Raw genomic sequence first — 24,613 nt, 5'->3', positions numbered from 1 at the left:
GGGGTTTCGGCGCCGGGTCGTGACGCGGGCAACGGGGTCGCGTTGATCAGATGGTCCGCCAAGACTGCTGATCGCCGAGGTGCCCCGTTGGCCGTACGTCATTGTGTCGCGCCGCCCGGTCTGACGACGCTCTCCCGCGTGTTCGCTGTCGCCGCGGGCCCCTTCGCGCCCGGCCATCTGGGCGAGCTGACGAAGGTCGTGGCGTTCGAGCTCGTCGACGCGGTCCTGGAGGAGACCGGCTGTGTGCAGCGCCGGCTGCGTGACCTGCCCTCGCGGGTCGGGGTCTACGTTCTGCTGGCGATGTGCCTGTTCCCGGAGGTTGGCTACCGGCTGGTCTGGAACAAGCTCACCGCGGCGCTGGCGGGTGTCGGTCTGGAAGTCGCCGGGCCGACCGCGAAGGCCCTGCGTGACCTGCGGCGCCGGGTCGGCCCGGCGCCAGTCCGCCGCCTGTTCGAGGTCCTGACCGGGCCTCTTGCGCAACCGGCCACGACCGGGGTGCGGTTCGGACGCTTCCGAACGGTCTCGTTCGACGGCTGCAGCTCGATCAGGCTGGCCGATACCGAGCGCGACGTGGAGTGGTTCGGGCCGGGCGGCCGGGGCGGCTGCCCGATGCTGGAGCTGATGACGTTGGTGGAGACTGGCACCCGCGCCCTGACCGGCGCGGTGTTCGGTCCCACCGACACCGGTGAGACTGCCTACGCCTGCCGGCTGCTGCACCATCTCCGCCCCGACATGCTGCTGTTATGGGACAAGGGCTTCGACGCCAACGCCTTCCTCGCTTCTCTGACCGGCACCGGCGCTCAGTTCCCCGGGCGGATCCGCGCCAACCGCCGCACCCCGGTCCTGGCCCGTCTCGGCGACGGCTCCTACCTGTCCGTCATCGGTTCCGTCCCGGTCCGCATCATGGAGGCACAGGTCACCGTGACCTTGGACGACGGCACTTCCTTCGCCGGGGTCCACGGACTTGCCACCACGCTGACCTGCGCGAGCCGATACCCCGCCACCGTGCTGGCCGCGCTCTGCCACGAGCGGTGGGAGCACGAGTCCGCCTACTACGCGCTGCGGCACACCCTGGGACAGGGCCGCCCGCTGCGGTCGGGCGATCCGGTCGGCGTCGAGCAGGAGACGTGGGCCCAGCTCACCCTCTACCAGGCGCTTCGCACGGTGATGCCGGAGGCCGCCGAATCCCGGCCGGGCACCGACCCGGACCGCTGCGGCTTCACCATCGCCCTGCAGGCCGCCCGCGACCCCGTCGTCCAGGCCGCCGGCATCACCACGGCCCCGGACGCCAGCACCATCGGCGTCATCGGCCAGCGCGTCCTGGCCGGCCTCCTCCCACCCCGCCGGCCTCGCGTCAGCACGCGCAAAGCCCGCTCGCCGGTCTCCCGGTACGCCGAACGCCAAGACGACGGCCGTCCCGACCGCAGCCGCACCGTCACCCGCCTCGACGTCACCATCCTCGAGCCCGCGAATGAACAGCCCGCGCTGCCCGCCGCCTCCCGCGACGACCGGCTCGCCACCCACTCCCAGCGACGCAGACACCGCATCCTCGGCCTGCTCCACGAAGAGCCCGGCCGTTCATGGCGGCCCCGCGACATCGCGGCCCGCTTCGGCGACGTCACCCTCGAGACCATGTACAGACAACTCAACCGCTGGGCCGCGAACGGCCTCATCCACAAGCTTGGCCCCGGCCTCTACACCGCCACGCAGTGGTCACCAACACCCTCACCACCAGCGGAAATACCTTAACTACCCGGCAGTGGGTCAAGGCCCATCAGTGGGTTGCTCCGCCTTCTCCTGTCACGGAACACTGCGCCAGAGCCTCGAGGCAAGCGTCGGACCGTCACTCCCGCTGTGAGTCGTACTGGTCCCGCCATCTGTCGATCAGCGCGGCCATCTCGCGCTGCATGAAGCCGTAGAAGTCCTGCATCTCGTCGAGGCGGCGGCCGACAACCGTCTCCTTGCCCGCGATCTTGATGCCCCCGGCGGCGGCGTCCCACATGCTGGCGAGAAGCGTGTTCTGGTTTCCCATAAGGGTGGCCCAGGCGTGTTCGCGAAAGCGGTAGTGGTCACGGCGGCTGCCGGGAGCCGGTGCACGTTCGATCATGCCGGTAGGGATGAGCTGGTTGACGGCGCCCGACACTGCACCGGAGCTGATCTGCAGGGCGTCGCACAGATCGCCCGCGGTCATGGTTTCCAGCCGGCTGAAGAGCAGGGCCGTCATCACCCGGGCCGTGGTCTTCTGCATGCCGGCCTGGGACAGGGTCAGGGCCAGTCTCTCCGCTTGCTCGCGCAGCTGTGCGTCAGTGTCCCCCGTGTCGCCCACGTCCGGCCTCCTCGATGCGGCAGATCTCCATCATACATATAAACCTTAACACTCAGAGTGTTTATAGATCTCTGAAACTAGGCTATGTTCTGAGCATGGAGAATGTGATCGAGCTCCGGGAGCTCACCAAGACGTACGGCAGCCGCCGCGGCCTGACGGGCCTCAGCCTCGATGTGGTTCAGGGTGAGGTGTTCGGCTTCCTCGGTCCCAACGGGGCGGGCAAGTCCACCACGATCCGCTTGCTCCTCGATCTCATCCGCCCTACCGGGGGCAGCGCCTCCGTTCTGGGGCTTGACCCGAGGAGCGAGGGGGTCGAGCTGAGGCGGCGCGTCGGATACCTGGCGGGCGACTTCGTCTGCGACGGTCGCCAGAACGTTCGTAGTTACCTCCGCTTCCTGGCGCAGCTGCGCGGCGGAGTTCCCCAGGCGCGGATCGATGACCTGGCCGACCGGCTCGGTCTGGATCAGAGCGCGAAGATCAAGAAGCTTTCGAAGGGGAACAGGCAGAAGGTCGGCCTCGTGCAGGCGTTCATGCACACGCCGGAACTCCTCGTCCTCGACGAGCCCAGTTCCGGTCTCGACCCCCTGGTTCAGCAGACCTTCCTCGACATGGTCGGGGAGGCGGCCGCGGGTGGCCAGACGGTTTTCATGTCGAGCCACATCATGAGCGAAGTGGAGGCCGTCGCGGACCGGGTCGGCATCATTCGTGACGGGCACCTCGTGGCCCTCGACGCCGTGGCGAACCTCCGTACCGGCGTCGTCTGTGACATTCAGGTGACCTTCGGGGCGAGCGTGCCGGCGAACGCGTTCGACGGCCTGCCGGGCGGCGAACGCCTGCGGCTGGACGAGTCGGGCACGAAGGTCACGGGCCAGGTTTCGGGCAGCCCCGATGCCCTCGTCAAGGCCCTCGCCCGCTACACGGTCACCAGTCTGCGCGCGTCGGAGCCCGCTCTCGACGAGCTCTTCCACTCGTACTACGAGGGTGCCGAAGCGGCACCGCGTACCGAGTCTGCGCCCATCGCCTGACCAGGCACCAGAACGACGTTGCACTTCGGTATGGAAGGAACCACCCCATGAGCACCGCGATCCTCACCAAAACACTGTCGGACAGCCGCCGGGCGCTGATCGGCTGGGCTGTCGGCACGGCCCTGGTCGGCATGGTGTACGCCAGCACCTACCCGACTCAGCGCGAGAACACCGAGACCATTCCCGAGGCTCTCCGCCAGAGCCTCAACGTCGACGGGACTGCGGCCGGCTATCTGCAGGCGACGGTGTTCGGGATCATCGTCCCCCTGCTTGCGATGATCTACGGCATCACGATGGGAGCCCGAGCCGTGGCCGGCGATGAGGAGTCCGGACAGCTCGACCTGCTGCTCGCCCATCCGATCACCCGGACCCAGCTCGCCCTCCAGCGCTTCGGTGCACTCGTGGCAGGCGCCTTCGGCATTTCGGCCCTGGTCTGGCTCGCTGTCCTCGCTGTCCGCGACAGTGCCGAACTGACCAGTGTCACACCGGTCGACTTCCTGGCCCAGTGTCTGAACCTGGCACTCCTCGCGATCACCTTCGGGGCGTTGGCCCTCGGTATCGGCGCGGCTGTGGGCCGGCGCGCAGTCGTTCTCGTGGTCGCCGCTGTCGTGGGGGTCCTTGCCTACACGGCCAACACCTTCGCCGTCCAGCTCGGTGCCGACTGGCTCGTCCACCTCTCCCCGTTCCACTACTACATCGGCGGCGAACCGCTGAGGAACGGCTTCCAGTGGGGCGACGCGGCAGTTATGGCCGTTGCCTCGCTCGTCTTCGTCGGAGCCGGACTCCTCCGCTTCAACAACCGCGACGTGAACAGCTGACCCATCGAGACACAGGCCGTCCGGACATGTTGCTGGGGTCGAGTCTGGGGCGGACCCGGGTGTGTCTCCGGACAGGCAGCAGTCAAGCTGCCCATGACGTGCCCGACTCCTCAGGCGAGAAAGGTGATGGTGTGTCGGCCATCGACAGCGAGATAGCTCCGCAGCCCAACGTGAACGACCCGGCGATCTACGACTGGTACCGCACCATGCGGGACGACCACCCGGTACATCAGGACCCGGCCACGGGCTGGTGGGTGGTGTACCGCTACTCGGACGCGCGAAATGTCCTGACGAATCCGGGAACCTTCTCCTCGGAAATGCACCGGATGGGGTTCCCCGAATCGGGCCTGGAGAGCCTTCCGCAGATGGACCCGCCCCGTCACACCCGAGTCCGGAGGATCCTGGGCACCACCTTCACGCCGGGTTCCATCGCTGCCTATGAGCCGCAGATCGTACGGATCACCAACGAGATCCTGGACGGCTTCGGCGACCGGGACCGGATCGACCTCGTGGCGGACCTCGCGTACACGGTCCCTATCGCCGTCATCCTGGAGATCCTCGGGCTGCCTGCCGAGGACCGCCACCGGTTCTACGACTGGGCCCGGAAGGTCATGAGCGTCACGCCGGAGGAGATGGCGCAGGAGGGGTATCTGGAAGCTCTGGGTGAACTCCAGCAGGAAGCCATCGGTTACCTCCGTGAGAAGGTGCGCGAGCGCAAGAACAAGCCAGGCGACGACATGCTGACGCGGCTCGCCAACGCAGAGCTCGACGGCGATCGGCTCACCGAGGACGAGACGGTGAACTTCGCCAACGTGATGTTTGCCGGCGGGCATATCAGCACGACGATGACCGTCGCCAATGCAGTGGACCTGCTGGACCTGAACCCGAAGGCACAGGCCGAGGTACGGGCCGACCGCAGCCTGATCGGACCGGCCGTCGAAGAGGTGCTTCGCCACCGGCCACCGATCACGACCGGGCTCAGGGCGTCGACCCGCGAGGTGGAGGTGGCAGGAGTGACCATTCCCGCCAACCAGCACGTCGCCGCCAGCTTCTGTTCGGCCAACCGGGACGAGCGGCAGTTCCCCGACCCGGAGGCGTTCGACATCCACCGCAACAGCGAAGGGCGCCACTTCGGCTTCGGATTCGGCACCCACCACTGCATCGGAAACGCCTTGGGGCGCCTGGAGACACGTCTCGTCCTAGGAGTGCTTTTCGACCGCTTCAAGGACATCGGCGTGGATCGCGACGGTGATCTCGCTTGGGCCATCCCTCCCCAGATGGTCGGCTTCGACAAGCTTCCGGTTGCCCTGAGTCGTGTCTGACACCCACTCAAGAAATGCCCCCCGTGACTGAATACCTATCGACGGAGTCTGTCCCGGGTCCGAGAATCGAGGTGGAGGATTCGTCGCGATTCGCTTGCGTGACGACAAGCCTGCGTTAATTTCTGCGGAGGGGCCTACCCGGCCGATGCCTCCTGCCCCTATGTTTCCTCCTGTTCGTTCGTCTGCAGGCGATGAGGCCGAAATTGGTCTCCATTCAGGGGGTACGGCGAATGTGGCAGGAATGTAAGTTGCTGGAGCGAGACCGTGAGATCGAGCTGCTGCGGCAATCTCTGGAGCGGGCGAGACGTGGCGTCGGCGGCCTGGTCATGGTCGAGGGAGAGCAAGGCACCGGAAAGTCCAGCCTGTTGCAGCATGCGCGTGCCGAGGCAGATGGGCAGGCCTTTCGGGTGCTGAACGCCCGGGGTAGCGTGCTTGAGCAGGGGTTTTCCTGGGCTGTGGTGCGTCAGCTCTTCGAGCATCAGCGCGTCGACCGTGCAGGAGAGGCGCTCGAAGAGGTGGACGCGGAAACTCCACCCCTGTCCCTCCCGTCGCAGGTCAACTCGGACAGTGCGACGACGCAAGGAGAGCGCGAAGAAGGCGGAGATGCCCTGTACTCGCTCCTGCAGGGCATGTACGGGATATGTAGAGACGCGTCTCTGACGAGTCCACTGCTCTTACTTGTCGACGACGCTCAATGGATTGACACGGAGTCGGCAAGATTCATCAACTATCTGGTGAATCGCCTGGAGAATCACAAAATCCTCGTCGTGCTTGCCGTAACCCGCGGGGCGCACGAACCCGTGCAGGATCTGCTCATGGCGGTCTGCGGCTCTCCTGTTGCCGTCCTCACCCGCCTAGCACCGCTGAGCAAGGAGGCAGTACGGCGTAGAATCACCGAGCGTCTCGGCAGCGACGTTCACGACGGTGTGCTGCACGCCTGTTTCGACCTCACAGAAGGCAACCCACTCCATCTGGCCGAGTTGCTGGACCAAATGATCGGCCTAGGGCTGACACCCGACGAGTCTTCGATACCAGAAATTCTCCTTCTCACACCCGCGCGCATTTCTTGGCACATGCGCAGCCGCCTCAGGGAGCTGCCACCCACAGCGGAGGTGCTGGCCAGTGCCATAGCGGTGCTGAACGGTCACGCGGAGCCCCAGCACTGCGCCCAGGTCTCAGGTCTCGACGAGGCCGAGATGTTCGACGCGGCGGGATGTCTCCGGGAGGCGGACGTGCTCCGGCCCGGAATGCCGTACCGGTTTCGGCGCGCAGCGATGAGACAGGTGGTGTACAGCCACATGTCGCCACGGGACCGCGGCAGCGCCCATCGGAGGTCCGCACGGTCGCTCCAGACCGCGGGAGCACAGGTGAGCGAGGTGGCCGAACACCTGGTTCGCACCGACCCCGCGGGCGATCCCTGGGCCGTGACCGTGCTGCGTTCGGCCTCCCGCGGTGCGATGCTCGGAGGTGATCCGCGTGCGGCGATCCGTTATCTCCGGCACGCTCTTGCCGAACCGCTGTCCGAGCAGCCGCAGCCGGCGATTCTGGCGCAACTCGGCTCCGCCGAGTTGCGAGCGCACAGGCCGTCGGCGGTGGACCGATTGGTGGAAGCTCAGTGCAAGGTCGAGGAGTTGGAGTCCGGGAGTGCGGTCCGGGCCGACCTGGGGGTGGCGCTGGCCGCCTCCGCCCGCTACGAGGAGGCACTGGCCGTCCTTTCCCAGGACCAAAACAGTGCTTCTGGGCAGGTGCGAGCTCTCGCCTCGGTGCTTTCCAGGCTGATACCGGGGGAGTTGCGGCGGCGGGTCACGCCTGCGGTTGTGCCGGGCACCAGAGCCCTGCGCGCGCACGCCGCTGCCGAGGCCCTGTCCCGAGGGTTGCACGTACGGCGTGTCCGTCGGCTGGCCGCTGCGGCATTGGCGGACGGCGACCTTGCAACGGATCACGACACCGAGCTGACTTCGGCCTCCATCGCAGCCTGGACTCTGGCGCAGTGTGACGACCTGAGTGCTGCGGAGCGGGCTCTAGACGAGCACATGCGCCGAGCCGCCGCATGCGGCCAGCTGCTGACCGTAGACACCGCCCAGAGCCTGCAGGCGCGTGTTCTGTACGACACCGGTCGACTCGAAGAAGCGGAACAGACGGCGCGCGTCGTACTCAGGCACCAGAGCGCGACGTCGCTGCGCCCCGCGTGCGTGCCGTTGGCGGCGGCCGTGCTCGTTCACTGCCTCATCGATACGGGGCGGCCGGAGGAGGCGGCGGCCTTCCTGGACCGAACCGGACTGACGGGACAACTGCCCGAGGCCGCCATGTTTGTGCCACTCAGCGTGGCCCGGGGGCGGCTGTCGATCCGGCTTGCCCGCTTCGGCGCAGGATTGGCGGAGATCGTCGACTGCCGGGAGCTCGCAGCCCGGCAGGGGTGGTGGTATCCGTCCGCGATCTGTGAATATCTCTCGGACTCCGTCCGTGCGTTGATCCGGTCCGGCGAGCCTGCCGCAGCAGCCGAACTCGCCCTCGGTGAACTGGAGCGGGCTCGTGCCTTCGGCGCGGCACGTCCACTGGCCGTGGCTCTGCGCACCTACGGGGAACTCAAGGGCGGCGCCGAAGGGCTCGTTCTGGTGGAAGAAGCGCACCGGCTGCTCGACGGGCTGCCGGACGCGGTGGAGCGGGCCCGCACTCTGGTGGCGCTGGGATCGGTGCTGCGGCGAGCGGGACAACGGAGCGCAGCACGCCGGAGGCTCGACGCCGGCCGGGAGTTGGCCCAGAAGATCGGAGCGGCCGAGCTGGAGGCGGAGGCCCGTTCGGAGCTCCGCCTCGCCGGGGCGCGTCCGACACGATCGGGGAGCTCTGCTTCGATGCCGCTGACCCCGGCCGAGGAGCGTGTGGCGCAGAAGGCGGCGACCGGTCTCAGCAACCGGGAGATCGCGCAGGCGCTGTTCGTCACCGTGAAGACCGTCGAATGGCACCTGAGCCAGACCTACGCCAAGCTCGGCATCGCCAAACGCTCCGAGTTGTCTGACGCACTGAGCGGCGCTACCTGCATCGAGGATTCCCCGCGGAGGGCCTGAGCGCCTCCCCCGCGAGGGGACTGGGGTTCCTGCTGGGGGTTCTCCTGGGGCGGACCCCCACCCTTCTCGGCCAAGCTTGCTGCCAGTTCACCGGGGTGGCCGCTCGTCGGATCACTCCGGATACCTCTTCCCTCAACGGAAAGGTGGGATCAGTGAGCATCTCCGCCGATAAGCGGTACGACACCCTGACCGAGGCTGAGCGGTCATTTGTGGACGGGGTGGCGCGGCACTACCACGAAGCACATGGCGTGACGTGGGAGAAGGGGCGCGTGATGGCTTGGATGATCATCAGCGACCCCATCGAGCAGACGCTGCCCCAGATCTCCGCAGCGGTCGACGCGACCGTCGACCAGATCGAGCAGCTGATCGAACAGCTCGTGCTGGCCGGCCTGTACCAGCGAATCGAAACGCCGGGTATGGAGACCCGCTACCGGCTTGTCGATGACGGGTACCCGAAAGCCGTGTCCGACACGTTCGCGAGCTGGCCGGAGTACCGCCGCATCTTTCAGTACGGACTGGAAGCGTTGGCGGACGCGAGCGACGAGCGTCGGCGGCGTATCGCCGAGATCGAGGAGCTCTTCGGGTACATCGTCGGCGATCTCGCCGACATGTCGAAGCGCTGGGACGAGTACAGCCAGAACGTTTCCGCTTGATCCCCCTTTCCGTCGATCCGCGCACTGAGGAGAAGAAGCCATGGCCACCGAGATCTTCCCCATCACTCTGACGGAGGGGGAGCGAACCTTCGTGGAGAAGGTCGCTCAGTACTACTTCGAGAACGACGGCATGCCTCATGAACGGGGTCGCGTCGTCGGCTACATGATGATCTGTGAGCCGGCCGCCCAGGCCGCCGACGACATCGCGAAGGACCTCGGCGTGCCCCGTGCGGCGATCGACCGCATCGTGGACCAGCTCACGCCTGAGAACGACCCCGTGAGTGTCTTCGAGCGCAGTGGCGCCCTCAGCGAGAACTACACACTGCAGCTGCGGGAGAACAGCTGGGCACCGAAGGTGCGCGGCATCTTCTCCGAGTTCCCCGACTTCCACCGCATCGCTGCGGCCGGACTGGCGGCGCTCCAAGCCGACGGCGCCTCCGAAGAGCGGCTGCGCCGCCTCGCGAACATGGAGCGTTTCCTCGGCTTCGTCAGCGCCGAGATGCCCGCCATCCTGGAGCGCTACGAGAAGCGCACGGGCGCAACAGCCGGTTGACCTGCCCCACATCCGTCCGTCGAAGGCGAGGAGACAAGGGTGACCGTGGCGGTCGGACATGTCGATGAGCGCATTGCCGGGCTGCCGTGCATCGCTCCGGAGGCGCTGGGCAGCGCGGACTTCACCGCCGACCACAACGTGCGTTACGCCTATGTGGCCGGCTCCATGTACAAGGCCGTCGCATCGGAGGACATGGTCGTCCGGATGGGCCGGGCGGGGCTTCTGTCGTACTTCGGCGCAGGAGGGCTGAGCCCCGACCGGATCGTCGCGGCGATCGACCGCTTCCGTCGAGAGCTCGGGGACGGTCCATACGGGCTCAATCTCCTCGCGAGCCTGGAGAATCCGGCGAAGGAGGAGGAACAGGTCGACCTGCTTCTCCACCATCGAGTACGCCGGGTGGAGGCGGCGTCCTTTATCCGCCCGACACCGAGCCTGGTGCGCTACCGGCTGAGCGGTCTCCGTGCGGGCCGCGACGGCGCCGTGGTCATTCCCAACCGGGTCATGGCCAAGGTGTCCCGACCCGAAGTCGCGGAGTGCTTCCTTCGGCCCGCGCCGCGCGTCCACGTGGACGCCCTGGTGGACGCAGGACGGATCACGCCGGAGGAAGCCGCTCTCGCCGACCGTGTGCCGTTGGCGGACGATCTTGTGGCGGAGGCGGACTCGGGCGGTCACACCGACCAGCGGCAGCTCGTGATCCTTCTCCCGGAGATCATCCGCCAGAGGGACCGGGTCGCCCGCGACATTCCCGCCGCCGCCAGGATCCGGGTGGGAGCGGCAGGGGGCATCGGTGTTCCGGAGGCGGCCGCTGCCGCGTTCGTGCTGGGCGCGGACTTCGTCCTGACCGGAAGCATCAACCAGTGCACTGTGGAATGCGGCACCAGCGAGCGCGTCAAGGACATGTTGCAGGAGGCAGAGGCACACGACATGGCGATCGTGCCCGCCGGCGACATGCTGGAGACCGGGGCGCGCGCCCAGGTCCTGCGGCGCGGCCTGTTCTACCCGGCCCGCGCGAACAAGCTGTACGAGCTCTACCGCCGCCACGACTCACTGGAGGAACTGGACCGGCGCACTGCGGACCAGCTGCAGCGACGCTACTTCAGGCGGAGCTTCGAGGACGTCTGGGAGGAGACGCGGGCCTACTACCGGCGAGCGAACCCGCAAGCCCTCGCACTGGCCGAGAGCGATCCCAAACACAAGATGCTGCTGGTGTTCAAAGCCTACTTCGTGCAGTCCATCCGCCTCGCCATGAGTGGTTCGGAGGAACACCAGGTCGACTACCAGATCAACTGCGGACCGGCTCTCGGTGCCTTCAACTCGTTCGTGCGGGGAACGGAACGCGAGAGCTGGCGCAACCGCCACGTCGACGACATAGGAGAGATGATCATGCGGGGAGCCGCCGACATCCTGACCGACCGGTTCGGTGCCATGGCGGCGTCATCGCGCCGGAGCAGGGAGGCGCGGCCGTGACGCTCGTCCACCTCTTCGCCGGCCAAGGCTCCCAGCGCGTGGGGATGGGCCGGGAACTGCTCCGGACCTATCCCAACCTGGTTCGTCAGGCGGACTCCCTGCTCGGCTACTCGGTGGCCGAACTCTGCCTCGACGGCCCGGCGGACCGCCTTGCCGACACCCGCTACACCCAGTGTGCCGTCTATGTGGTGGACGCCCTCGCCTACGTCGATTCCGTGCGGACCAGTGGGCGGATACCCGAGGTCATGGCCGGCCACAGCCTCGGCGAGTACGCCGCGCTCTTCGCGGCGGGAGTCTTCGATTTTCGGACCGGGCTGGAGATCGTCGCCAAGCGCGCGGCGCTGATGGCCGATACGGAGCCCGGTGCGATGTCCGCTGTGATCGGACTCGACGAGGAAAGGGTCCGCTCCCTGCTCGACACTTCCGGGCTTCCGGTCGACGTAGCCAACCTCAACGCACCGGACCAGATCGTCATCTCCGGCCCGGTAGCAGCGGTCGAGGCGGTGTCGACTCCCATGCGCGAACACGCCCAGGCCGTGGTGCCACTCAAGGTGAGCGGTGCGTTCCACTCCCGCTGCATGGAGCCCGCCGCCCGGGAGTTCGAGCGGTTCCTCAGCGGCTATGTGCTGGCCCGGCCGAAGATTCCTGTCATCGCGAACACCACGGGCCGCGCCTATGGCGAGGACATCGCCGGCACCCTGTGTCGGCAGCTGACCTCGTCCGTCCGCTGGACCGAGACGGTCGTTCATCTGCTGGCTCTGCCCGAACCGGATCTCCGGGAGATCGGCCCCGGAAGCACGCTGACCGGCCTGACCAAGCGCATCCAGGCGTCCCTGCGCAAAGCGGCGGTCGGGGCGTAGGGCCCTCGTTCGGATCGGGCCGGCTCAGGGTGCCGGACCTCGCGACCCCCGCAAGGTCCTGACGAAAGGCCCTGGGTGTCCCACCGATCAAGCCGGGCCCGCCGGGCCGGGCACCCCACCTCGCGGCACTGCGGAGAGGAACAACGGCGAAAATGGACCCCAAGTCCGCCACTGGCAGTCTGCATGTCACCCACGACGAGGTTCTCACCTTCGCCAAGGCCACTGGGGACGCCAGCCCGCTGCACGTGGACGCGTCGTACGCGCGGTGCACTCCTTTCGGTGAACCCGTTGCACACGGACTGCTCTGCCTGCTGAAGGTGCTCGCGGAGGCCCCGCCGTTGACCGGGAGAACGCTGGCCGCCCTGCAAGCCCGTTTCGTGGGACCGGTGCTTCCGGGGCAGAGCTACGTCTGGGAGGTCGAGACGGCGGCCCCGGAGGGCGAGGACGGTGCTGTCAGCCTGAGCATCCGGGTGGTCGACGGACGCAGGACCCTCATCGAGGGCGAGGCCGACTTCGTCCGTGGAGAGCTTCGGGCCGCCCCCTCGAAAGCCGCACGCCCCAAGGCAGCGACCGAGTCCGCGGTGACTCCGTTCGAAGAGCTCGCGGTGGGCGCGGTCCACGGCGGCGCCTACCGGCCCGACTGGCAGGCACTCCGCTCGTTGGGGGCGGAGCTGCGCCTCCCGGATCACGGTGTCGGAGTGGAGCACCTTGCCGTACTGGGCTGGTCCAGTCATCTCGCCGGGATGGAGGCGCCCGGACGCGCCGCGATGATCAGCGGCTACGAGATGACCTGCGGCGACGCCGCCGGTCGCAAGGGCTTCACGGGCCGGGCGGAGATCACGGACATCGACGAACGCTTCCGTACGGTCCGGCTGGCGGGAGAAGTCCTCGTCGGCAGGCTCGAGGCGCACGTGAGGCTACGAACCGTCGCGCGCCGTGAGGCTGTCCCCCCGTCCGCCGACGAACTGAGGTCGCTGCTGGCGGACGTGGTGACCGGCCGTCAGCTCTCGGGACGTTCGGCCTTCGTCACCGGCGGTAGCCGCGGTCTCGGGGCCGCCCTGGTCCAGGCGCTGGCTATCGCCGGCTGCACGGTGCACGCGGCCTTCCACCGCAGCAGGGCCGAGGCCGAGGCTCTGGTCACAGCCCTGGGGCGGGACGGCAGCAGGGTCCGCCTTCATCGGGGCGATGTGGCCGATGAGCGTTGGTGTGCCGAGACACGGAAGACCATCGAGGCCGAGTACGGCCCGGTGGACCTGCTCTTTCTGAACGCGGGGCCCGCGGCGCAGGCATGGGACCTCCACACGGCCGCTGTGCCCAGGGCTGTCGACCATGTTCGCCGTGGGGTGCAACTGGCCCAGGCTCCGCTCGCTGCTTTCGCCGACGGCCTCGCGGCCCGCGGCGGACGGGTGGTGGCCATCTCCTCCGCCTACGTTACGGTGCCGCACCGTGGCCTGTCGCACTACATCGCCGCGAAGCACGCGGTGGAGGGCCTGGTGCGGGCGAGCGCGGCGGAGTACCCGGGCACGGGTGTGTCCATCGTCAGACCACCCCGGCTGGCCACCACTTTTGCGGACAGCGTCGCCAGCGCGCACGATGCCCTGCCCGTCGAGCCGGTGGCGGCGGCGATCGTGCGCCATGCCGCGCAGAGTGAACCGGGTTCCGTGGAGGTAGTGGAGGACTTCGCCGCAACGGGTCGCCGGCCGACGGAGGGTCCCGCCGGGGCAAACGGTGCGATGACGCCGTCAGGTGTGCTGGCAGTGGCCGGAACTTTCACCACCGATCCACTGCGTCCGGTACTTGCTCACTGGAGCGACCGGTTGGGGCTGGACCTCGATGTTCGTCTCACTCCCTACAACCAGGTATTCCAGGAGCTCCTCGACCCGACGAGTACCTTCGCCTCCAACCGGCGCGGCTGCAACCTCGCCCTGGTGCGTCTGGAGGACTGGCCGTCCGGCCCGGACAGGCGCCGCACCCTGGACGAGTTCGTGACGGCCGCCGTCGAGGCGGCCGGGCGGGGTTCGGCGCCGTTAGTGGTCGCGCTGTGCCCGGCCTCTCCCGCCGCCCAGGCGCGAAGCGGTCCGGAACTCGAGGCGGCCGAAAGCCACTTGCGTGCTGCCCTCGAAGGGACGGCAGGGCTCCACGTCCTGGGGAGTGCGGACTGGAGCGGCGTGTACCCCGTCGCGGAGCACCATGACGCCGCACGTGAGGAGCATGCGCACATCCCCTACACGCCGACTGCCTGTGCGGCGTTGGGCACGGCCGTGATGCGCAAGATCCACTCCCTGCTCGCTCCCCCCTTCAAGGTGCTGGTACTGGACTGCGACAGCACGCTCTGGAGCGGAGTGTGCGGTGAGGACGGCCCCCTGGGCGTCGGTATGGGCCCGGGGCGCCGACGGCTCCAGGAGTGGGCGGTGGAGCTGCATGACCGGGGCGTGCTGCTCTGCCTGGCGAGCAAGAACGAGGAGGAGGATGTCGACGCGGTGTTCCGGCAGCGGGCCGATATGCCGCTGAAACCGGAGCATGTCGCTGCACGTCGGGTGAACTGGGATCCCAAGCCCAAGAATCTCGTGGCCCTCGCCCAGGAACTCGGGCTGGGCCTCGGCAGTATGGTCTTCCTCGACGACAATCCGGTGGAGACAGCCGCAGTCCGGGCCGCGCATCCGGAGGTGCTCGCCCTGACACTGCCGCAGAACGAGGCGGACCTCCCGAACTTCCTGGACCGGGTCTGGGCCTTCGACCGCGACGACGTCACCGCCGAGGACCGGCAGCGCACTGCCATGTACCGGCTGGGACGCAGACGTGAGGCGCTGCGCCACTCGTCGGGGACACTGGCGGAGTTCGTCGCCGGGCTGGATCTGCGGATCGACACGCACGAGGTACGTGAGGACGAACTCGCGCGGGTCGCTCAGCTCACCCAGCGCACGAACCAGTTCAACCTCAGCACAGTCCGCCGGTCCGAACCCGAACTGCGGGCGCTGCTGAAAGAGGGGGCCCGCTGCTGGGTGGCCGAGGTCAGCGACCGGTTCGGGGACTACGGGCTCGTCGGCGCGGCTGTCACCCGAGTGGACACGGAGGCCGTGGTCCTCGACTCCTTCCTGATGAGCTGCCGCGTACTCGGGCGAGGTGTCGAGCACGCCTTCCTCGCCGCCGTCGCGACCGCGGAATCCGGTGAAGGCGCTCCCGTGACGATGGAGGCCGTGCAGCGGCCGACAGCCAGGAACCGTCCCGCCCGTCTTTTCTTCGACAGCGCGATGGGACCGGGCACACGCCACCCGGAGTCCGGAGACGGAGCGGTCATCCACCGGACGCCCCTGGAAGAGCTCGCGCGGCTGGTCTTCCGCCCCGACGGTGGTGTGGAAAGCGGCGACGCCCACGACGCCACCGCCCCCGGTTCGGCGGATCCGATGCGGGCGGAGTCCCCACTGCAGCTCGGCGCTCCGGAGCGCGTCGCGGCCCTGACTGCGCTCGCCACCGACCTCACGGACGTCCAGGAACTGCACCGAGCTGTCAACAAAGTCTCCGTTTCCGCTGGGCAGACGAGGGCGGGTGACGGCCGCACGGCGCTCGACGCCGTACGCGACGTGCTCGCCGGACTGCTTGCGGTGCCGAGCTCCGAACTGCGCCATGACACCACCCTCGACTCACTGCGGCTGGAGTCGTTGCAGATCGTCGACGCCACCGTGGCTCTGGAGGAGAGGTACGGCCGACTGCCGAGGACCCTCTTCTTCGAGCACCGGACCCTGGGTTCCCTCGCCGCCGCCGTCAAGCCCGCACCCTCCGACACTGTCCCCGCCCTGTCATCCGTGCGGGCCGACATACCCCTCGACAGGCCCACACCGCAAAGGCCGGCGGAGACTCGTCCTGATGACGACAGCGTCGCCGTGGTCGGGATCGCGGGACGCTACCCCGGCGCGGAGGACATCACTCAGCTCTGGCGCAACCTCGTGGAGGGCGCCGACTCGGTGGGAGACGTGTCCGAGCGCTGGGACCGGACTGACGTGACCGACCCGAACGGCGGGCCCGACAGGACCTACTCATCCGCGGGCGGGCTCATCGACGGTGTCGACGAGTTCGACTCCCTGTTCTTCAACATCGCGCCCAGCGAGGCGGAGACGATGGACCCGCAGCAGCGGATCTTCCTCCAAGTCGCCTACCACGCCCTCGAGGACGCCGGGCATACCGCGGCGAGCCTCGGCCCTGACGTCGGGGTCTACGTAGCCTCCATGGGGCCCGACTACGCCGTGCTCAGCGCCAACGCAGCGCTCGCCGGTCTCAGCCGGTACCCGAACACCGATCTGTACCAGATCGCCAACCGGGTGTCCTACTTCCTCGATCTCACGGGACCGAGCATCGCGGTCGACACGGCTTGTTCCGGCTCCGGCGTCGCGCTGACGCTCGCCTGCGACGCGCTGCGCTCCGGCAGTGCGACCGCCGCGATCGCTGGTGGGGTCAACCTGATCCTGCACCCGGCACGCCGCATCCAGTACGCGCAGCTGGGCATGGTCTCCCGCTCCGGCCGTTGCCGGCCCTTCGGAGCGGGCGCCGACGGTATGGTCACCAGCGAGGGCATCGGCGCGGTGGTCCTGCGCCCACTGCGAGCGGCGCTGGCCGACGGCGATCACATCTACGGCGTCATCAGGTCGGTGGGAACCAACAGCGGCGGCCGGACGAACGGGTTCACCGTTCCCAGCCCGGAAGCCCAGGCGTCTCTCATCGGCGACACCCTCCGGCGGGCGGACATCGATCCCGCGACCGTCGGATATGTCGAGGCGCACGGAACGGGCACGCCGCTCGGCGACCCCATCGAGATCCGCGGTCTCACCAAGGCGTTCGGGGCGAGCCTGCCGAGCATGGCCATTCCGATCGGAAGCATCAAGGGAAACATCGGCCACACGGAGGCCACGGCAGCCGTAGCCGGACTCACCAAGGTGATGCTGCAACTGAAGCACCGCACACTCGTGCCGTCCCTCCACGCTGCCGAGCTCAATCCCGACATCGACTTCGCCGACACGCCGTTCCTGGTGCAGCAGGCCGCGGCCGAGTGGAAGGCCGGACCGCACGCCGGACCGCGCCGCGCGGCGATCAGCTCCTTCGGCGCCGGCGGAGTGAACGTCCACATGGTCGTGGAGGAGGCGCCGTCACCCGACCGTACCGGCGTCGCGCCCGAGGCCGACAACCACCTCGTGGTGCTTTCCGCACACGACGACGAGCAGCTTCGCCTGATGACCGGTCGCCTGGCCTCCTGGCTACGAGGCCCCGGCGAGCACGTGCCGCTCGCGGATGTCGCCCACACCCTGCGTCTGGGCCGTGCGGAGTTGAGCATGCGCCTCGCGATGACGACCGGCGACCGGCAGACGCTGCTGACCACTCTCGACCGTCTCGCGGAGCCGGGCCGCCCGCTCGCCGATGCCGCGCGGGACGTCGGCGTGAGCCATGGCCGCGTCGGCGGGGACGGGGGCCTCGCGGACGTCTTCGACGGCACCAGCAGCATGGCGGAGGTGCTGCGGACCATGGGAGGACGCGGTGACCTCGCCCGGCTCGGCCGGCTGTGGTGCGAGGGGGCAGCCGTCGACTGGAAGGACGCCCTGCCCGAAAGCGGGCGGCGTCGGGTCCCGCTGCCCGGTTACCCGTTCCGGCGAACACGCCACTGGTTGCGAACGCCGCCGACGGCGGCGAGCTCGGACCCGGCCTCTCCGGGTATCAACGGGGCAGCGATGTACTACGTCCCGGAGTGGGTAACGGAACCCGCTGTCCCGCCCTCCACCCCGGAGGGGTTCGCGGTGGTGGTCATCGGCGGCGACCCGGCGTGGAGCGAGGCGGCCGACCGGATGGTGGCCGATGTTGCGGATGTCCCCGCGATCCAGGACGACGGCCGGCACCTGGTCGTCGTGGACCGGCGGGGTGTCGACGTACCAGGTCCTTCGAACGAACGAGGAGCGGCACGCGAGACCGAGGCTCTGCGCACCTTGGGCCGGCTGGCCGACGACGGACGCCGGGTGACCTGCGTCCAGGTGTCCCGTGCCAGTGAGCAGGACCCGCTCGGCGCTGTCGTCCCCGGCTTCGGAAGGGCACTGGCCCAGGAGGTACCGGGCTTCAGAGCGGTGCGGGTCGAGATCGTCGAAGGTACGGAGGAGCCGGAGCCGGCCCGTGTGCTCGCCGAGGTCGCGCACGGATCGACCGAGGTGCGTTTCCACGGTGCGCACCGGCAGGTGCGGCGGTGGGAGCCGGTGCCCGATCAGCTCGGGGGCCGCTCCGTCTTCGTGCGGGGCGGCCACTACCTCATCACCGGAGGGAGCGGCGGCATCGCCGCCCTGCTGACCGCCCATCTCGCCGAACGGCATGGAGCATCGGTGACCCTGGTGGGGCGCTCGGCTCCGACGACCGGCACGGAGCGGCTGCGTGAGCGGGTACGTGCATGCGGCGGAGACCTCCTGTACCTGCGAGCCGACGTCACCGACGCTTCCGCGCTGGTGAAGGCGCTCGACTCCGCCCGTGAGCACCACGGGCCCCTCCGCGGGGTGATCCATGCGGCGGGCGTCCTGCTCGACGGGCCCGCGCGCGGTAGGACGGACGCGGAGACAGCGGCCGTACTCGCTCCCAAGGTCACGGGCACGACCGTGCTCGACGCGGCGACCGCTGACGACGAGCTGGACTTCTTCCTGGCCATGTCCTCGTTCGTCGGCACCTTCGGCAACGCGGGGCAGGCCGCCTACTGCGCGGGCAACCGGTTCCTCGACGCGTTCGCCGAACACCGCGCGGAGCGTGTGGAAAGAGGAGAACGGCACGGCCGTTCGATCTCGGCCGCGTGGCCACTGTGGGAGGAGGGCGGCATGGAGATGCCGCCCGCAGTCCGTCGGCTGACCGCCACGACGGTCGGTCTGACCGCGATCGCCACACCGGCGGCCCTGCGAGCCCTCGAGGACGTCCTACGCTTGGGCCGCCCCACGGTGCTGATCGGCTGGGGCGACCAACAGCGCATCGGTTCCGCGCTCAAGGCCCTGGAGCCGACCGCTGCCGCCGTCGGCCGGAGCACCGGCCCCGTCCTGGAAGCGACGGACCCCGGCGCGGACGTGCGCGCCCGGCTGTGCGACCGGCTCCGCCACGAAGCGGCCGACCTGGCGGGGATCCCGTACGCGCAGGTGGACACGGCATCCGAGTTCGGTGACTACGGCTTCAACTCCATGCTGTTCACCGACTTCGCGAACCGGCTCAACGAGCAGTTCCAGCTGACTCTCACGCCCGTGGTCTTCTATCAGGCGCCCACGATCGACGCTCTGGTGACGGAACTGCTCAGCCGTCACCGGGACCGGGTGGCGGAGTCCGTGCCCCTGAGCGGAGCTCCCGCAGGAAGCCGCGCGACCAACGGCAGCACACGGTCCCTGCTCCGGCACGGCAGGTCGGAAGCCGACGGGGCGCGGTCCTCGGCAGTCGCGGTGATCGGGATGTCCGGCCGGTTCCCGGGCGCCGCGGACCTCGACAGCTACTGGGCCCAGCTCATGGCCGGTCGTGACTTGGTCTCCAAGGCCTCTCCGGGGCGGTTCGGCGACCTGCGTCCCATGGGCGGGTTTCTTGACGATGTCCTGGCCTTCGACGCACGGTTCTTCGGCATCTCCCCACGCGAAGCGCGGTTGATGGACCCCCAGCAGCGCTTGTTCCTGGAGGAGGCGTGGCATGCCCTGGAGGACGCGGGCTACGCCCCTCGCGCCCTGGCGGGCAGCAGAACCGGTGTGTTCGTGGGAGCGACCCTCTCGGATTACACGGAGCTGCTGTCCCGGCACGCCGAGCCCGTGGCGGCCCACAGCGTCACCGGGCACGTCCAGAGCATCATCGCCAACCGCCTCTCCCATGTGCTGGACCTCCATGGCCCCAGTGAGGTGCTTGACACGGCGTGCTCCAGCTCGCTGACCGCGCTTCACCGGGCGCTGAGCGCGCTCCGAGCCGGGGAGTGCGACCTCGCGGTGGCCGGCGGAGTCAACGTGCTGTTCTCCCCTCAGTGGTTCGCGTCGCTCGAAGCGGCGGGCATGCTCTCGGCCAGCGGCCGCTGCTGGACCTTCGACGAAAGGGCCGACGGGTTCGTCCGCGGCGAGGGTGTGGGCGTCGTGGTCCTCAAACCGCTGGACACCGCTCTCCGGGACGGGGACGACATCCGCGCGGTTATCAGAGGCAGTGCCGTCAACCACGGTGGCAGGGCGCATTCGCTGACCGCCCCCAATCCGGAGGCCCAGGCCGACGTGATCGCCACGGCCCTGAACCGGTCGGGCGTCACCCCCCGATCCGTGTCCTATATCGAGACCCACGGCACAGGCACGAAGCTCGGCGACCCGATCGAGGTCGCCGGGCTGACCAAGGTGTTTGCCGGGCCCGACGGTGTCCCCGACGCTCCCTGGTGCCACCTGGGAGCGGTGAAGGGGAACGTGGGCCACCTGGAGTCCGCCGCCGGCATGGCAGGCCTTCTCAAGGTTCTCCTGGCATTGCGCCACCGCACTCTCCCTCCGAACGCGGTGGGGGAGCGGCCCAACCACCATCTGGATCTCGCGGGCGGACCGTTCCGGGTGCTCACGGAAGCCCACGCATGGCGTCCGGTGGACGACACAGGGGCCCAGCTGCCGCTCCGGGCCGGAGTGAGCGCCTTCGGGTTCGGTGGGGCCAACGCGCACGTGGTCGTCGAGGAGCCGCCTTCGCGCCCGCACCCCGAGGACGACGCCGGCCCCCACGACCAGGACGGTGGCGAGCACCTGATCGTGCTCTCCGCTACCGATACCGACCGTCTCGGTGAGTACGTGCGACGACTGCGGTCCTCCGTCGCACGTACCGGTCACTCCCTGGCCGATCTCGCCCACACCTCCCGGACGGCCCGCGGCGCGTTGCCGGTCCGACTCGCCGCCGTGGCTTCCGACCGGCATCAGCTGGTGGGACAACTGGACGCCTATCTCTCGGGGGACACGGCGCACGGCCTGTACACCGGTGGTGACGGGAAGCGGAGTGCTCCGGGAACCGGCGCGGTGCATCGGGACGCGCTGGCCTGGGTGGCCGGCGAGCCCGTCGGTGCCGCGGCCGGTCCGGCCCGGCGCCGGGTCGCCTTCCCGGTCTACCCCTTCGACCACTCGACCACGTACGGACCGCCGCTGGACGGGGAGGACGACATGACGCCCGCGACGGCTTCGTCAGCAGACCGGGCGGCGTACCTGCCCCGCCTGATGGCCCGGCAGTGGATGCCGGCACCCGCCACCACTGCGCCGCTCGACGGGCGCCCTCTCTGTCTGCTTCTGGTCGGCCATGAGGCTGGAGTCTCCTTCACCGAGGACCTCGCCGGCTTCGATCATGTGCGATGGGTGGTCGTCCGCGAACCTTCCGCGCTACCGCCCCTGGTACCTCACCAGTACGAGATGGAGTTCGGGGAGTACGAGGCGGGTCTTCGGATCGCGGACGACATCCTGTCGTGCCACGGTCCACTGCACAGCGTGATCGACCTGGCCGACGTGTCAGGTGCGGCTCTGCCGAACTGTGAGAACGGCCGCGTCGGGCTGCTACAGAGACTCCTGGCGGACGATCGCGTCGGTGAACCGCGCCTGGTTCATGTGCGGCGGCCGGTCGGGGCAGAGACGCGCCACCAGCTCCCGGACGCAGGGGTGGGAGGAGCCAGGTTCGCCGCTCTGGCCAGGGCGATCGGAGCCGAGTACGGTGCCGTCCGCACGGTCACGGTCGAAGCCGACGACAGCGTCGACGGCCTGGATAGCCTCCTCGGCCTGGCGCTCCGCGAGGTCGTGACCGCCGGTGAGGAACCTGAGATCCGCTTCCACAACGGTGTTCGCGAGGTGCCTCGGCTCACGCCGATCGAGGTTCCCCCGTCCGGCGGGACCGACAGGCTGGGCACGTTCGTCATCACCGCCCAGAGGCCCTACGTCATTACGGGAGGCACCGGGGGCCTCGGTCTGGCCGTGGCCGAGCTCCTCGTTGAACGCGGTGCGCGCAGGCTGGTCCTCGCCGGACGCAGGGAACTGCCTCCCCGGCACCGCTGGACCGGTGCTCCACCGGACGCCTGGTGGGCGGACCGGGTCGCGGCGATCCAGCGCCTGGAGAGCGCGGGCGCCGAGGTCCTGCTCCACAGTGGCCCGCTCACCGACCCCGCAGCGGTGGACAGCTTCCTGGCAGACGTACGCGGTCGGTTCGGCCGGCCGGCAGGCGTGCTCCACTGCGCCGGCTCGGTGGCGCCCACACCCGCCTTCTTGCGGAAGCCGCTGCACGAGATCCTGGCGTGCTGGGAACCGAAGGGGGCCGCTCTGGTAGAGATCGACCGTGCGCTGGCCGAGGACGAACCGGACTTCGTCGTGCTGTATTCGTCGCTCTCCGCCGTCATCCCCTCCTTGGCCGTCGGCCTGAGCGACTACGCCAGCGCCAATGCCGCACTCGACGCCTACGCGGCCTACGCGGCGCGCCGTGAAATCGCGCGGGGGACGCGTACCCGCTGGCTCGCCATCGACTGGGGCAGCTGGGCGGGAGCAGGAATGGGCGAGGTCACCAGCCCCCGCTACCGGGAACTCGGACTCTCCGCGCTGACCCGGGACCAGGGCCTCGCCCTGCTCGACTCGGCGCTCTCCACGACCGGACACACCAGCCTCGTCGCCGTAGCGGCCCGAGCGGGGGCGACTGATTTGCTGTCAGCTACCGACGGCGGGCGACCCGCTCCGTCCGCCACCCTCACGGGGGAGGGCCTGCGGGCCTCCGACGACGTCTCGGCGCATCCCGGAGAGCTGAGGAGCAGCTGTGCGAGTCACATCACCGACGTGCTCGCGGAAACGCTGCTGCTCGACCGCGGCAGGATCCGGCCGGACGCCGCGTTCGCGGATCTCGGCGTCGACTCCATCCTGATCGCCGGCATCGTCAGTGCTCTGGAGCCACTGGCCGGAGCGCCGTTGGAGCCCTCGGTCGTCCTTGAACACCCCAGCGTGTCGCGGCTGGCCGACCACCTGTGCGAGCGGTACTCCGAAGGCATCGCCCGCTGGGCCCGCACCACGTCGGACACGCCCGCCTCCGCGTCGGCCGTACCCCCGGCCGCATTCCCGGCCGTACTGCCGGTCGGTGCCCCGGCGGGCACCGCGCCGACGGCCATGCCGCTCGCGGTCGTCGGCATGGCCGGCCGCTTCCCGGGCGCTGCCACGACGGCGGACTTCTGGGACCTGTTGCGCCAGGGTCGCTCCGGTGTACGCGAGGTTCCCCGTTCGCGCTGGGACGTCGCCACGCTGTACTCACCGGAGCATCGCGACGGCCGAAGCGTCAGCAAGTGGGGCGGTTTCCTGGACGGTATCGAGGACTTCGACGCCGGCTACTTCGGGATACCGGAGAAGGACGCGGCCCATGTCGATCCGTTGACGCGACTGTTCCTGGAGGTGGCCGAGGAGACGTTCGCGGACGCGGGCTACCGGAGCGACGAACTGGCCGGCAGGCGCGTCGGAGTGTTCGTCGGGTCGGGCACGAGTTCTTATGGCTCACGGATCACGGTGCCGCACAGAGCCACGGCCACCGGACTCAACCAGAACTTCATCGGCGCCCACCTCGCCCACTTCCGAGACCTGCGGGGCCCCAACATGGTCGTCGACACCGCTTGCTCCTCCTCACTCACCAGCCTTCATCTGGCCCGGCAGGCACTGCAACTGGGCGAGTGCGAGATGGCTCTCGTGGGCGGTGCCGACCTGATCCTCGACGAGACCGCCTACCTGTCGCTCAGCGCGTCACGCGCACTGTCCCCGGACGGCGCCTGCCGGGTCTTCGATGCCGGGGCCAACGGCTTCGTGCCGGGGGAGGGAGCGGGGGCCGTGCTGGTCAAGCCCCTGGACCGGGCGCTCTCGGACGGTGACCGGATTCTGGCTGTCATCGAAGCCACGGCCATGAACAACGACGGCCGCACCATGGGACTGACGACGCCGAACCCCGAGGCGCAGCAGGCAGTGGTCCGTGACGCGCTCGCCAAGGCGGGGGCGGACGCCGCGAGTGTGTCGTACGTGGAGGCACACGGCACCGGCACCATGATCGGTGACCCGATCGAGCTGAAAGCGCTCACCGGCGTATTCGGCGAGTTCACGACGGAGCGGGGGTTCTGCGGCGTCGGCAGTGTGAAGTCGAACGTGGGCCATCTGCTGATGGCCGCCGGAATGGCGAGTCTGCACAAGGTCGTGCTCTCCCTCGTGAACCGGACCCTGCCACCCACCCTGCACTGCGAACGGCCGAACCCCCGGTTCGCCTTCGATGCGTCCCCCTTCCGTCTGCAGACGGAACTGGGGGAGTGGCACCCCCGTCACGGGATCAGGCGCGCAGGCATCAGCGCCTTCGGCTTCGGCGGCACCAACTGCCACGCCGTGGTGCGTGAACTGACACAGGGCGAAAGCAGCGCTCACACGGTGACGCGTGCGCCCCTGCCCGCCCCGGTGTTCCACCGGAGGCGCCATTGGGTCGAACGGCCTATGGGCACCAGCCCCCAGCCCGCACACCGACCCCGTCCTTTGCTTCAGCTGGAGGAACTGATCTAG

Annotated in this window: 11 protein-coding genes; 10 read left to right on the top strand and 1 reads right to left on the bottom strand. The window is 69.0% G+C overall.

What is annotated here, in order from left to right; genetic code table 11:
* The first annotated feature begins 138 nt into the window (after positions 1-138).
* Positions 139-1,749: an IS4 family transposase gene (locus tag ACK8N7_RS05575; RefSeq protein ID WP_500441239.1), complete on the top strand. Its 1,611-nt coding sequence runs from the start codon at positions 139-141 to the stop codon at positions 1,747-1,749.
* 94 nt (positions 1,750-1,843) lie between these two features.
* On the opposite strand, the gene ACK8N7_RS05570 is transcribed toward ACK8N7_RS05575, so the two are convergent.
* Entirely contained in the window at positions 1,844-2,326 is a 483-nt protein-coding gene (locus ACK8N7_RS05570; RefSeq protein WP_403217749.1) for a GbsR/MarR family transcriptional regulator, read from the bottom strand.
* 95 nt (positions 2,327-2,421) lie between these two features.
* Between ACK8N7_RS05570 and ACK8N7_RS05565 the strand changes: the two genes are divergently transcribed.
* From ACK8N7_RS05565 to ACK8N7_RS05525, 9 genes are all read left to right on the top strand, one after another.
* Positions 2,422-3,351 carry an ABC transporter ATP-binding protein gene (locus ACK8N7_RS05565; protein ID WP_500441237.1) on the top strand — a complete coding sequence of 310 codons (930 nt, stop codon included), beginning with the start codon at positions 2,422-2,424 and terminating at the stop codon, positions 3,349-3,351.
* Positions 3,352-3,398: 47 nt separating this feature from the next.
* Complete coding sequence (locus ACK8N7_RS05560; protein WP_500441235.1) at positions 3,399-4,169, top strand: efflux permease Rv1217c-related protein; 771 nt, start codon at positions 3,399-3,401, stop codon at positions 4,167-4,169.
* A gap of 131 nt (positions 4,170-4,300) precedes the next feature.
* Entirely contained in the window at positions 4,301-5,491 is a 1,191-nt protein-coding gene (locus ACK8N7_RS05555) for a cytochrome P450 (RefSeq protein WP_500441233.1), read from the top strand.
* 248 nt (positions 5,492-5,739) lie between these two features.
* Entirely contained in the window at positions 5,740-8,556 is a 2,817-nt protein-coding gene (locus ACK8N7_RS05550; protein WP_500441232.1) for an ATP-binding protein, read from the top strand.
* Positions 8,557-8,708: 152 nt separating this feature from the next.
* Positions 8,709-9,209, top strand: coding sequence for a hypothetical protein (locus ACK8N7_RS05545; RefSeq protein ID WP_500441231.1), 501 nt, complete (start codon positions 8,709-8,711; stop codon positions 9,207-9,209).
* 40 nt (positions 9,210-9,249) lie between these two features.
* Positions 9,250-9,762: a hypothetical protein gene (locus tag ACK8N7_RS05540; protein ID WP_500441230.1), complete on the top strand. Its 513-nt coding sequence runs from the start codon at positions 9,250-9,252 to the stop codon at positions 9,760-9,762.
* Positions 9,763-9,801: 39 nt separating this feature from the next.
* On the top strand, positions 9,802-11,229 hold the full coding sequence (locus tag ACK8N7_RS05535) for a PfaD family polyunsaturated fatty acid/polyketide biosynthesis protein (RefSeq protein WP_500441228.1): 1,428 nt from the start codon (positions 9,802-9,804) through the stop codon (positions 11,227-11,229).
* A complete protein-coding gene (gene fabD / locus ACK8N7_RS05530) occupies positions 11,226-12,089 on the top strand; it encodes an ACP S-malonyltransferase (protein ID WP_500441226.1) in 864 nt (287 codons plus the stop codon). The genes ACK8N7_RS05535 and fabD overlap by 4 nt, the downstream gene beginning before the upstream one ends.
* A gap of 152 nt (positions 12,090-12,241) precedes the next feature.
* Complete coding sequence (locus ACK8N7_RS05525; protein WP_500441224.1) at positions 12,242-24,613, top strand: SDR family NAD(P)-dependent oxidoreductase; 12,372 nt, start codon at positions 12,242-12,244, stop codon at positions 24,611-24,613.

Origin of the sequence: Streptomyces griseobrunneus (assembly GCF_046713465.1) — a bacterium.
Lineage (GTDB): Bacteria > Actinomycetota > Actinomycetes > Streptomycetales > Streptomycetaceae > Streptomyces > Streptomyces microflavus.
Note: the sequence above shows the minus strand (reverse complement) of the source record. Positions and strands in the feature narration are given on the sequence as shown.